Source organism: Corticimicrobacter sp., assembly GCF_040137905.1.
In the GTDB taxonomy this organism is placed as follows: domain Bacteria; phylum Pseudomonadota; class Gammaproteobacteria; order Burkholderiales; family Burkholderiaceae_B; genus Corticimicrobacter.
Genome location: NZ_JBEFDG010000071.1, coordinates 55064 through 66295, shown reverse-complemented (window position 1 = coordinate 66295; position 11232 = coordinate 55064). Strand labels below are relative to the sequence as shown.

Here is an 11232-nt window from a genome sequence, read left to right as displayed (position 1 = left end):
AAAGAACTGAACGTGTGTTTTATTGAAAACACAGTACGATTTTGTAATAAAAATCAATTGCAAGGCAATGGCAATCTGGGTATGGCTTGAGCTTGGTCAATCTCAGAAAGAATAGCGGTAATTGAAGTGCACCATATCCAGACCGGGATTGGGGCGCTTGATGCCCGCATTTGAATAATGCGACAGACGCAAGCCAATCTGCTGACTGGAGGACATCTGCCAGCCAATGCCAAGCTGGTCGGAGAACTGGAATGCGGTACTGAGGTTCTTGTCCGCAAAGCGTGTGCGGTTGAAGGCGCTCACACCAATGCCGGCCTCGAGAAAGACACTGTCAGTCATCCACCAGCGGAACATTGGCGTGGCAGCAACCTGCCACAGGCTCGACGGCTGGCGTGAGCCGCGGGCATGCCAATAGGCCACGCCGGCTTCGAGGGAAAGATCGAACAGTGGGCGGGCATCCGATCCTTGATACGTCCACAGTACAGGAGACGTCCAGTAGGCTTCGACGCGCTCCATGCTGCCCGTAGCCCCGACACGCACACCCACACCACCGTTATCGGCATGAGCAGCGGAAATACCTGAAATCGCCAGTGCCAGGGCACAAGCCAGTCGTGTCATTTTTTGCATTTTTAACCTTTTAAACCAAGACTTATGGCGATTTTGAATCGCCAAGATGCCCCTCATGATATTGCGAAGCACAACTGCTGTCTTTAGAAGTGACATTTTACAACACATGACCTGGCTGACTTTTTGGTGCATTTTGCCGACAAGCAGAGAGGAGCATTCTCATGCATGTATTTGTTTCAATTTCCGACAAAAATACCAGGGAATATTTTGTTTGTGCTATTGTCTCAACTCATATATATGACTGCATGTTAATACGCTTTCACAATCGTCGCCCTCCGCGTCGATCGTCATTTCCCGTTTGCTTCTCAATTACGTAGGCCCGTCCGATGACCTGGTTCAACAACCTGAAGATTTCAGCCAAACTCCTGATATCCTTTATAACTCTGCTCATATTGATGACCATCGTCGGTCTGTTTGCCGTCTGGCAAATGTCCCAGGTCAATGGCGCAGCCAACGAGATCGCACGCCACTGGGCACCCAGCGTACGTATCAGCCTGACACTCGAGCGCGTCCTGGCGCGTGTACGCTCCACTGAATTCCAGCACATACTCGGTGATGAGGCCCGCATGGCCTCCCTGGAGAAAAGCCTGGCAGACCGCTACGGCGAATTCAAGTCTCTCGCAGCCGAATACCATCAGCTTGGCCTGAACGGAGCCGAACAGGCACGCCTCGACGGATTGCTCAAAACACTGGATGCCTACCTTCTTGCCCACCAAGAAATTCTTGCGACTTCACGCGCCGGAGCCAAGGATGCCGCACTGGCACTGACATCGGGCGCATCCCTCAAGGCCTATCGCGATATCGAAAAACAATTCTCCGATCTTCGCAAATTCAGCCAGGAAGGCATCGATGACGCCACGGCACAAGCAGATGAAGCCTATACCTCGTCACAGCGCTGGATCATCGCCCTGCTGGGCTGCGGCGTACTGATTGGACTCCTCATGGCCGGACTGGTGTCCCGGGCCATCAGTCGACCCCTGGATGCCGCCCTGCAATTATCGCAACGCGTCGCTGAGCAGGATCTCACTGCAGAGGTCAACGTGCACAGCCGGGACGAAACCGGTCAACTGATGCAGGCACTCAATACCATGAACGCCACCTTGTCGGGCGTGATCGGCAATGTACGCCAGAGCACAGCCGTCATCAGCGCCGCAGCCAGTGAAATCGCCAGCGGCAACGCCGACCTGTCGAGCCGGACGGAATCGCAGGCCTCCAGCCTCGAGGAAACCGCCGCCGCCATGGAGCAATTGACAGCGACCGTTCGACAGAATGCCGATAATGCAGATGCAGCGCGCCAACTGGTCAACACGGCAGCACAACTGGCAGGCGAAGGCGGAGAAATCGTCGAGCGCGTCGTCTCCAACATGGGGGCCATCCGCCAGACCTCCGGCAAGGTCGGCGACATTATCGGCGTGATCGATGGCATTGCCTTTCAGACCAACATCCTGGCACTCAACGCCGCGGTCGAGGCGGCGCGTGCCGGCGAACAGGGCCGCGGTTTCGCCGTGGTGGCCAGCGAGGTGCGAAATCTGGCACAACGATCAGCCGCCGCAGCGCGGGAAATCAAGGAATTGATCGATGGATCGATCGAGCAGGTCCGTGCCGGTGCCGATCTGGCTGACCAGGCAGGGGCCTCCATGCAGCGTGTCGTCGATTCAGTCCGCCAGGTGACTGTCATCATGGGCGAGATCGCTGTCGCCAGCCGTGAACAGCATACCGGCATCGAAGAAGTCGGCCATGCCGTGACACAGATGGATGAAAGTACGCAGCAGAATGCCGCCCTGGTCGAACAGGCTGCTGCGGCCGCCCATTCCTTGCGTGATCAGGCAGTCGTGCTTGAAGAGTTGATGGCGATGTTCAAGCTGAAGCAGTCGGTACGCGTCGCACTGGCGGCCTGACGACACACTGGCCGGGCTCCGCATTGAAGTCCGGCCACACTTGTTTGTCTTAACAAACAGGCCGGATTGAATGCAGCAAAGAAAAAGCGCTTGCACAACGCAAAAAAGCCCGGTATCAACCGGGCTTTTTCTTGAATCTGGCTCCCCAACCTGGACTTGAACCAGGGACCTGCGGATTAACAGTCCGTCGCTCTACCGACTGAGCTATTGGGGATCAGTGAAGTCCGTTATTCTAGCACAAACAAAACCAGAAAAACAAACCCCTGTTTTTATTTCGAATCAGGAACTGCCTCTTCTTCCGATCCGTCATCTTCCGGCACCGGACGCTGGCCACTGAGGATGGATTTGATCTTGAGTTCGTCTTCGTCAGGCTCGCCACGGGCTTCCCGCTCGGCTGTCTTGACACCCTTGTGGCGCACATCGGCACCATGCACCAGGTAGATCACGCGTTCTGCCATGTTTTTGGCATGATCGCCGATACGCTCGATGGCCCGGGCAATGAAAATCATGTCGATGGCGCGGGAGATGGTACGCGGATCTTCGATCATATAGGTGATCAGATGACGCAACGCGGCCTTCCACTCACGATCGACTGCCTTGTCGCGGCGCACGACCTCGGCAGCCTGCACGGCATCGAGACGGGCAAAGGCATCCAGCGTCTGGCGCAGCATGTCCAGCACATCGCTGGCCATGTGATGCAACTCAATCAGCGGCATTTCACGCGAGCCACCTTCGTAGATGCGACGCGTCACCGAGGCGACCTTGCCTGCCTCGTCACCACAGCGCTCCATGTCGGTCAGCATCTTGGAAACCGCCAGCAGCATGCGCAGGTCAATGGCGGCCGGCTGGTGCCGGGCCAGCACATGGCTGATGTGCTCGTCGATCTCGACTTCCATCTGGTTGACTTCTTTCTCGTGCGTACGCACCTTTTCAACCAGCGCAAGATCACCGTCGGCCAGTGCCAGGGCAGCCGTGTTGATCATGGTTTCAACTACGCCGCCCATGCGCAGGAAACTGGAGCGCACAAGCTCCAGATCCGTGCTGAACTGCGTATAAGTATGCTCGGCCATCATGGCTCCTTTCGATTCAATCTATGAATACCGACCCAAGGTTGAAGCATATGACCCTTATGTGACAGGCATATGTCAAAGCGTGGCCTCGCCCAGGCGCTGGATGCCGTTTTCACCGGCAAGCAACGCAATGCTGGCCGGGGCCAGTGCGAACAGCCCGCAGCAGACGACACCGGGGATGTTGTTGCAGGCCGATTCCAGTTCTGCGGGTGACACGATGTTCAGACCCGACACATCGAGGATACAGTTGCCATTGTCAGTCACGAAGCCTTCGCGCAACACCGGCTTGCCACCGTAGGCCTGCAAGCGGCGAGCCACTGACTGGCGGGCCATCGGAATCACTTCCAGCGGCAGCGGGAACGCACCGAGGCGCTGTACCAGCTTCGAATCATCGGCGATGCAGACAAAACGCTGCGCCACCGAGGCGACGATCTTTTCGCGAGTCAGCGCACCGCCTCCCCCCTTGATCATGCACAGGTTGGCATCGATCTCGTCAGCACCATCCACATAGACCGGCATGGTCGTCACGTCGTTCAGGTCCAGGACTGCAATGCCCGCTGCCTGCAAGCGCTGGGCACTGCGCTCGGAACTGGCCACGGCCCCCCTGAAACGGTCCTTGAGTGCCGCCAGTTGATCGATGAAGCAGTCTGCCGTCGAGCCTGTGCCCACACCGATGACGACACCCTCGGCCAGCAAGGGTTCGATCAGCTCGATCGCCGCTGCCGCAGCCTGCTGCTTGAGCGTCTGCGCGGATACGCGGGGAGAGGTGGCATCAGACATGTTTTTATATCCTGTGTATCTTGTTCAAAAATCCAACTGTCGGGCCGCGAGGCACTCAAAGCGGTGGCGCCGCAGAGTCTGTGTCTGCTGCAGCGGCATGGTCCTGCTGTGCGTCGGGCAACACCTCGACCGCCTTGAGGCTGCTCAGCATGACTCTGGCGCGGGTTTCGGTCTGACCGATTTTATTGCTTGCCGTCTCCAGCGTCTTGCGCACACTGGCCAGCGCATCCCCGAATTTCAGGAATTCGGACTTTACGGTACGCAGCATGCCCCAGACCTCGGACGACCGCTGCTCGATGGCCAGCGTGCGAAAGCCCATCTGCAGGCTGTTGAGCAATGCCGCCAGCGTCGTCGGCCCCGCCAGGTTGATGCGCAGCCGCTGCAGGCGATCGGCCATGCCTGGCAGGCGCAACGCCTCGGCATAGAGCCCTTCGGTCGGCAGGAACATCACGGCAAAGTCGGTGGTGTATGGCGGCGCGATATAGCGCGAGGCAATCAGCTTGGCCTGGACTTCGAGGGCGCGTCCCAGAGCCTGTGCGCATTGGCGCACCGCTTCCTGATCACCCTCTTCCTGGGCCTGCATCAGCCGTTCGTATTCTTCCTTGGGAAACTTGGCATCGATCGGCAGCCAGACCGGCCCTTGCCCATCCGTACCGCCTGGCAGGCGAATCGCAAATTCGACCATGGCATCGCTGCCCGGCACGGGCTTGACATTGGCCTCGTACTGTCCGGCCGTCATGGTGTCTTCCAGCAGGCGCGCCAACTGGACTTCGCCCCACGTCCCGCGCGACTTGACGTTGGTCAGCACCCGCTTCAGGTCGCCCACCCCTGCCGCCAGGCTCTGCATTTCGCCCAGCCCCTTGTGCACGGCATCGAGCCGTTCGGACACCAGCCGGAAAGACTCACCCAGCCGCTGTTCCAGGGTGGCATGCAGCCTTTCATCCACGGTCTTGCGCATTTCTTCCAGGCGGGCCGCATTTTCGGTGCGAATATCACGCAACTCCTGCGTGATCGCCTGGCGTGTGTCCTGCATACGGCGCTCCGTGGATTCGGTCAGCGTATGCAGTTGCAGTGTCAGGTCACGTGTGAAGCGGCTCAGTGATTCGGCATGCTCCTGCCGCGCGGCTGCCGCTTCCTGCACCAGGTCGCGACGCAAGGCCGCGAAGGCGCGCGGCAAAACCACGATCAGAACCAGCAGCGCCGCCGCTGCCAGTATCAGCGGCAGCAACGGCAGCCAGGATTCAGGCTGCATCGAAACGCTTCGTGTAGGCTTTTTCGCTGAAACCCACGCCGACCTCTCCGTCTGCAGCAACAGCCAGCGGACGCCGAACCAGTGCGGGATAGGCCTCGATCAGGGCCAGCCAGCCGGCCTCGTCACTCACCGCACGCTGCGCATCGGAAAGATTGCGCCAGGTCATCGAGGCACGATTGACCAGCTTTTCCCAACCCCCCAGTTGTGCTGCCGCATCTCGCAGCAACGCGGGATCCAGAGGATGATCGCGATAATCCACGAAGGCATGGGCAATACCGTGCGCATCGAGCCATTGGCGAGCCTTGATGCAGGTGCTGCACTTGGTCAGTCCGTACAGGGTCAGGGTACTCATGAACGCTCCTTGCGGTTCTGCATGCGGTGGGCCAGGATGGCGCACAGTCCCACCACCAGGATGAAAATGGTTGCCAGGGCATTGACCTCGGGTTTGAGGCCCAGACGCACGCGGGCAAACACTTCGAGCGGCAACGTGGTGTAGCCCGGCCCCGACAGGAACGAAGCCACCACCACATCGTCCAGCGACAGCGTGAACGACAGTAGCCATGCCGAGGCCAGTGCCGGTGCGATCAGTGGCAGCGTGATCAGGAAGAACACCTTGAGCGGGGTGGCCCCCAGGTCAAGCGCGGCCTCCTCGAGCGAACGGTCCATGTCACGCAGGCGCGACTGGATGATCACGGACACATAGGCCACGCACAGCATGACATGCCCCACCCAGATGGTAAACATGCCCCGGCCTGCCGGCCAGCCCAGCACCGAGCCCATTTCGACGAACATCAGCAACAGGGATATGCCCAGGACAACCTCGGGCACCACCAGAGGCGCGCTCAGCATGCCGGCGTACAGCGTAAAGCCCCTGAAGCGTCCCATGCGGGACAGCACCACGCCGGCCCAGGTACCGATCACGACGGCTGCCGTGGCTGTCAGGAATGCGATCCGGAACGATAGCCAGGCAGCACGCAGCAGCGCATCGTCGTTGAACAGCGCGTAGTACCAGCGCAGGGAAAAGCCTGTCCAGTCGGTGACCAGCGATGAGGCATTGAAGGAATACACGATCAGGGTGATGATCGGGATGTACAGGAAGGCAAAGCCCAGCCCGAGCGCCAGCCAGCGGCCATATGCACGATTGCTGCCCATGCTCATCGGCTCCTCTGGTCCATCTGCCTGACCTGGTTGTACTGGAACAGCGCCAGCGGCACCAGCAGCAGCATAATCATGATGCAGGTCACGGCGGCGGCAGCCGGCCAGTCCGTGTTGTTGAAGAACTCGGTCCACAGCAGGCGGCCGATCATCAGCGTGTTGGCCCCCCCCAGCATTTCCGGAATGACGTACTCGCCCACCGATGGAATGAACACCAGCAGCGCACCGGCGATCACGCCCGGACGCGACAACGGCAGGGTCACCTGCAGAAAGGCTTGCCAGGGCCGAGCACCAAGATCATAGGCAGCCTCGAGCAGCCGGTTGTCGAGCTTGACCAGGTTGGCATACAGCGGCAGGATGAAGAACGGCAGGTAGGTATAGACCATGCCGATATATACCGCCAGGTCGGTCCGATAGATCTCCAGCGGCGCATCGATGATGCCCAGCCCGCGCAGCAGATTGTTGAGCAGGCCATCATTGCGCAGAATGCCGACCCAGGCATAGACGCGCAGCAATTGCGAGGTCCAGAATGGCAGGATTACCGCCAGCAACAGCAGCCCGCGAATCGACGGATGGGCACGGGCGATGTGATAGGCCAGCGGATAGCCGATCAGGATGCAGCACAGCGTGGTCACGGCGGCCATCTTGATCGAGCTGAGATAGGTCGCCACATACAGGCTGTCCGTCAGCAGCAGGATATAGCCGCGCAGATTGAGCTGGATGCTGATGACCTCGTCCTTGAACTCGGCCAATGGTGTGTACGGGGGAATGCCGAAATCAAGATCTGCAAAGCTGATCTTCAGTACCAGCACGAACGGGGCCAGGAAAAACAGCAGCAACCACGCAAACGGCGGCGCAATCGCCAGTGTGCGCTGCGTCGGCAGCCAGCGCTTCCAGTCGATCTTCATGTCGCCAGCACCGTCGCGCTGTCATCGTCCCAGCTGATATAGACCTCATCATCGATGCCCGGCGCGTCACTCTGCGCCAGCGCCAGACTGGGCACGCTGGCCTCGATCTGCTTGCCGGAGTCGAGACGGATCTGGTAGAGCGCGTAGCTGCCCATCCAGGCCAGATGGCTGACCACGCCATGCGCCCAGTTGCTGTCTTCTGCAGGCTGTTCACGCAGGACCTGGATGCGCTCGGGACGAATTGAGACGTAGACTTCCATCCCCAGCGGCTCGCTGATCCCGTGGCTGACATACAGCGGCCGGCTCAGCTCGTCGCACTCGATCGAGACATGGTCGGGCTCATCGACCACGATGGTACCCGTGAACAGATTGGTCGAACCGATGAAGCCCGCCACGAAACGGGAATTGGGAAAGGCGTAGACATCGTGTGGCGTACCGCACTGGATGATCTGCCCATCGGTCATGACCGCCAGCCGGTGCGCCATGCTCATGGCCTCATCCTGATCATGCGTCACCATGATGCAGGTCACGCCCACGCGGTCCAGGATGCGTACCAGTTCAAGCTGAGTCTTCTGCCGGATCTGCTTGTCGAGCGCCGACATGGGCTCATCGAGCAACAGCAGCTTGGGGCGCTTGACCAGGCTGCGGGCCAAGGCCACGCGTTGCTGCTGCCCCCCCGAGAGCTGCTGGGGCTTGCGCCGCGAATACTGGCCCATCTGCACCAGGTCCAGCGCCTCGAACACCCGTTCATGGATCTCGTTGGCCGGCACCCCTTCCTGCTTGAGACCGAAGGCCACATTGCTGGCCACGCTCATGTGCGGAAACAGCGCATACGACTGGAACATCATATTGACCGGCCGGCGATACGGCGGCACATGGGTGATGTCTTCGCCGTCGAGCAGGATCTGACCCGAGGTCGCCTGCTCGAAGCCGGCCAGCATGCGCAGCAACGTCGATTTGCCGCACCCCGAACTGCCCAGCAACGCAAAGATCTCATTGCGTCGCACGGACAGATTGACGGAGCGGACCGCCACCGTATCATCGAAAATCTTGACCAGGTCGGCGACCCTGACGAATTCGTCGGGATCGCCTGACAGCGGTGCCTGTGCCAGCGGGCGTGCGGAGGGTTCTGCCGGGGACATCGAGAAGACGTTTCCTATGCGAATCAGTAAGCGGAAAATCAGCGACCGGACTTGAGTTCAGCCCACATGCGGGTCTGCAGGCGCTGGATGGCCGGCGGCTGCTGCTTGATCACGAACAGCGTGCTGGCCACTTCGGGCGTCGGGTAGATCATGGTGTTGTCGGCCACGTCCTTGACCACGAAGTCCCGTGCCGTCTTGTTGGCATTGGGATAGAACATGGTGTTGGTGATCGCGGCATGCACCTCGGGGGTCTCGATGTAGTTGATGAAGGCATGGGCCTCCTTCACGTTCTGGGCACTGGCAGGAATGGCCATCACATCGAACCAGGCGGGCGCGCCGCCCTGCGGGATGAAATAGTTGATTTCGTAGTTCTTGCCGGCCTCCTGAGCGCGGCTGCGCGAAATCATGACATCGCCGGAAAAGCCGTAGACCATGCAAAGATCACCGACGACCAGTTCGTCAATGTAGCCGGACGAACTGAACTGGCGGATGTAGGGCCGGATCTTCTTGAGAACGTCGAGCGCTTCGCGATAGTCTTCGGGCTTGTCGCTGTTGGGATCCTTGCCCAGATAGTGCAGCACTGCAGGAAAGACCTGGGCGGCCTCGTCGAGCATGGAAATGCCACAGCCAGCGAGTTTCTCGGCGTTTTCGGGCTTGAACAGGATGTCCCAGTTGTCGAGCGCCACATCCGGACCCAGGATCTCGCGGGCCTTGGTCACGTTGTAGCCCAGGCCATTGGTGCCGTAGCCCCAGGGAATCAAGTATTCGTTGCCAGGATCGACCTCGGCCACCAGCGCCATGATGGCAGGGTCGAGGTGCGACCAGTTGGGGATCTGGGACTTGTCCAGCTTCTGAAAAATGCCGCCTTCGATCTGGCGGGCGGCATAATGCGTGGAGGGCACCACCACATCGTAGCCGGAGTTGCCGGCCAGCAGCTTGGCCTGCAGCGTGTCGTTGCTGTCGTACACGTCGTAGCGGGCCTTGATGCCGGTGGCCTTTTCGAAGCCGGAAATCGTATCGGGTGCCGTGTATTCGGCCCAGTTGTAGACGTTGACGACCTGCTGCTGTGCCTGTGCAAGCCCTGCTGCCGCCAGCAGCGCTGTGCCGCATGCCAGTCGAGTCAGTTTTTTCAGATGCATGGTGTGCCCCACTTGGTTGGCTGGTTACCTCTTAAAGGCCGGAATAATAAAGCCATTTTGCCCTGGGAGGCCAGTGCGAATTGCAACTTTATGCCCCCTGCCGGACGATCTGTTGATAATGTACAAAAATGGCCTGCCAATACGCTTGGGCAGCCGTGCCTGCCAGCTTGAGCATTGATCTTTTCAGCCGCATCAGGTTGTCCTGCCGATCCTGATCGCTGCACCCGCCGGCACGGGCCCGGTCGAAGTCGATCAGCCAGGCGTCGCCAGCCGGATCGAGCAGAATGTTGTGTGCATTGAGGTCGGCATGCCAGACACCGGCAGCATGTATGTCGGCGATGGACTGCGCGACCCGTGCGGGATCGGCCTGGGCCATGCAGTCGGCCAGCGGCACGGCATTTTCCACCCGCTGGGTCAGCAATGCCGCGCGATACAGCACGCCACTGCTGCGCCAGTATGCCGCTGCAAGCGGCCTGGGCACCCTCAGTCCGGCATGCCAGAGCATCTCCATGATGCGGAATTCGGCAAACGAACGGGTCTTCGATTCGCCCTGCCAGACATAGAGATCCCGGCTGATGCGGGCCACCAGCCCGCCGCGACGATATTGTCTCAGCACCGCCTGCCCCCAGGCACCCTCGACAAACCAGGCTGCCTGGCGCCCCCCCGAGGACACCGCATGGATATGTGTCGATGCATAGCTGCCTGGTTGCCAGACGCTGGCATCCAGGCCAGGAACCTGCGCTGCGCACAGCATGGCGGCCCCCTTGCCCAGGCTACGATGGAGCGCAATGGCACCGACCGGATCTGTCACCGAAACAGGCTGCGTCATGACTTGCCCTCGCGATTGCGCATCCAGTCGGCAATGCCGTAGAAACTTTCCAGCATCCTGTCCATCAGCGGCTCGGGGAATCCCTGCTCCTGCATGGCACGTCCCATGCAGACCACCCACTGATCGCGCTCGGCACGACCGATCGAAAAAGGCAGGTGGCGGGCACGCAGGCGCGGATGCCCAAAACGCTCGATATAGTGATTGGGACCACCGGTATAACCGCACAGGAACCAGAACAGGCGATCACGGGCCTGATCCAGAGACGGGCCGTGGGTCGCTCGCAGCGCCTGCAGGTCGGACTCGAGATCCATCAGGTCATAGAACCGATCCACCAGAGCCCTGATGCCGGCCTCGCCGCCCATTTCATCAAACAGGCTGCCGGTGGGTACATCCTGTGCGATGCTCGCCCCGCTTATATTGTCTTGTGCCATG

12 protein-coding genes and 1 tRNA gene are annotated in these 11232 nt (G+C 60.0%); 1 reads left to right on the top strand and 12 read right to left on the bottom strand.

Annotated elements, in window-relative coordinates; translation table 11 throughout:
* Positions 1-102: 102 nt before the first annotated feature.
* Complete coding sequence (locus ABN482_RS12210) at positions 103-618, bottom strand: acyloxyacyl hydrolase (RefSeq protein ID WP_349504244.1); 516 nt, start codon at positions 616-618, stop codon at positions 103-105.
* Between the two features lie 335 nt (positions 619-953).
* Here ABN482_RS12210 and ABN482_RS12205 point away from each other — a divergent pair, with 335 nt between their 5' ends.
* A complete protein-coding gene (locus tag ABN482_RS12205) occupies positions 954-2525 on the top strand; it encodes a methyl-accepting chemotaxis protein (RefSeq protein ID WP_349504243.1) in 1572 nt (523 codons plus the stop codon).
* A 138-nt stretch (positions 2526-2663) separates the two neighbouring features.
* On the opposite strand, the gene ABN482_RS12200 is transcribed toward ABN482_RS12205, so the two are convergent.
* From ABN482_RS12200 to ABN482_RS12150, 11 genes are all read right to left on the bottom strand, one after another.
* Positions 2664-2739, bottom strand: a tRNA-Asn gene (locus ABN482_RS12200).
* A 55-nt stretch (positions 2740-2794) separates the two neighbouring features.
* Positions 2795-3595 (bottom strand): phosphate signaling complex protein PhoU, encoded by an 801-nt coding sequence (gene phoU / locus ABN482_RS12195; RefSeq protein ID WP_349504320.1) that lies wholly within the window; start codon positions 3593-3595, stop codon positions 2795-2797.
* Positions 3596-3670: 75 nt separating this feature from the next.
* Positions 3671-4375 carry a ribose-5-phosphate isomerase RpiA gene (rpiA, locus tag ABN482_RS12190; RefSeq protein WP_349504242.1) on the bottom strand — a complete coding sequence of 235 codons (705 nt, stop codon included), beginning with the start codon at positions 4373-4375 and terminating at the stop codon, positions 3671-3673.
* A gap of 55 nt (positions 4376-4430) precedes the next feature.
* A complete protein-coding gene (locus tag ABN482_RS12185) occupies positions 4431-5627 on the bottom strand; it encodes a DNA recombination protein RmuC (protein WP_349504241.1) in 1197 nt (398 codons plus the stop codon).
* The gene (locus ABN482_RS12180) at positions 5617-5979 is read right to left on the bottom strand and encodes a Spx/MgsR family RNA polymerase-binding regulatory protein (RefSeq protein ID WP_349504240.1); all 363 of its coding nucleotides are present in this window, start codon (positions 5977-5979) and stop codon (positions 5617-5619) included. The genes ABN482_RS12185 and ABN482_RS12180 overlap by 11 nt, the downstream gene beginning before the upstream one ends.
* The gene (locus ABN482_RS12175; protein ID WP_349504239.1) at positions 5976-6779 is read right to left on the bottom strand and encodes an ABC transporter permease subunit; all 804 of its coding nucleotides are present in this window, start codon (positions 6777-6779) and stop codon (positions 5976-5978) included. The genes ABN482_RS12180 and ABN482_RS12175 overlap by 4 nt, the downstream gene beginning before the upstream one ends.
* 2 nt (positions 6780-6781) lie before the next feature.
* Positions 6782-7690: an ABC transporter permease subunit gene (locus ABN482_RS12170; protein WP_349504238.1), complete on the bottom strand. Its 909-nt coding sequence runs from the start codon at positions 7688-7690 to the stop codon at positions 6782-6784.
* Complete coding sequence (locus ABN482_RS12165) at positions 7687-8832, bottom strand: ABC transporter ATP-binding protein (RefSeq protein ID WP_349504237.1); 1146 nt, start codon at positions 8830-8832, stop codon at positions 7687-7689. Before ABN482_RS12165 ends, ABN482_RS12170 begins: the two co-directional genes overlap by 4 nt.
* Before the next feature lie 38 nt (positions 8833-8870).
* Positions 8871-9965, bottom strand: coding sequence for a polyamine ABC transporter substrate-binding protein (locus ABN482_RS12160; RefSeq protein ID WP_502877291.1), 1095 nt, complete (start codon positions 9963-9965; stop codon positions 8871-8873).
* A 94-nt stretch (positions 9966-10059) separates the two neighbouring features.
* The gene (locus ABN482_RS12155; RefSeq protein WP_349504235.1) at positions 10060-10800 is read right to left on the bottom strand and encodes a 3-deoxy-D-manno-octulosonic acid kinase; all 741 of its coding nucleotides are present in this window, start codon (positions 10798-10800) and stop codon (positions 10060-10062) included.
* Positions 10797-11231, bottom strand: a complete 435-nt coding sequence (locus tag ABN482_RS12150) for a group II truncated hemoglobin (RefSeq protein WP_349504234.1) — start codon at positions 11229-11231, stop codon at positions 10797-10799. The genes ABN482_RS12155 and ABN482_RS12150 overlap by 4 nt, the downstream gene beginning before the upstream one ends.
* Position 11232 lies beyond the last annotated feature (1 nt).

What these genes read in the sequence shown, in the direction of transcription:
- ABN482_RS12210 (WP_349504244.1), bottom strand. Translation starts at nt 618, where the DNA reads ATGACACGACTGGCTTGTGCCCTGGCACTGGCGATTTCAGGTATTTCC.
- ABN482_RS12205 (WP_349504243.1), top strand. Translation starts at nt 954, where the DNA reads ATGACCTGGTTCAACAACCTGAAGATTTCAGCCAAACTCCTGATATCC.
- phoU (WP_349504320.1), bottom strand. Translation starts at nt 3,595, where the DNA reads ATGGCCGAGCATACTTATACGCAGTTCAGCACGGATCTGGAGCTTGTG.
- rpiA (WP_349504242.1), bottom strand. Translation starts at nt 4,375, where the DNA reads ATGTCTGATGCCACCTCTCCCCGCGTATCCGCGCAGACGCTCAAGCAG.
- ABN482_RS12185 (WP_349504241.1), bottom strand. Translation starts at nt 5,627, where the DNA reads ATGCAGCCTGAATCCTGGCTGCCGTTGCTGCCGCTGATACTGGCAGCG.
- ABN482_RS12180 (WP_349504240.1), bottom strand. Translation starts at nt 5,979, where the DNA reads ATGAGTACCCTGACCCTGTACGGACTGACCAAGTGCAGCACCTGCATC.
- ABN482_RS12175 (WP_349504239.1), bottom strand. Translation starts at nt 6,779, where the DNA reads ATGGGCAGCAATCGTGCATATGGCCGCTGGCTGGCGCTCGGGCTGGGC.
- ABN482_RS12170 (WP_349504238.1), bottom strand. Translation starts at nt 7,690, where the DNA reads ATGAAGATCGACTGGAAGCGCTGGCTGCCGACGCAGCGCACACTGGCG.
- ABN482_RS12165 (WP_349504237.1), bottom strand. Translation starts at nt 8,832, where the DNA reads ATGTCCCCGGCAGAACCCTCCGCACGCCCGCTGGCACAGGCACCGCTG.
- ABN482_RS12155 (WP_349504235.1), bottom strand. Translation starts at nt 10,800, where the DNA reads ATGACGCAGCCTGTTTCGGTGACAGATCCGGTCGGTGCCATTGCGCTC.
- ABN482_RS12150 (WP_349504234.1), bottom strand. Translation starts at nt 11,231, where the DNA reads ATGGCACAAGACAATATAAGCGGGGCGAGCATCGCACAGGATGTACCC.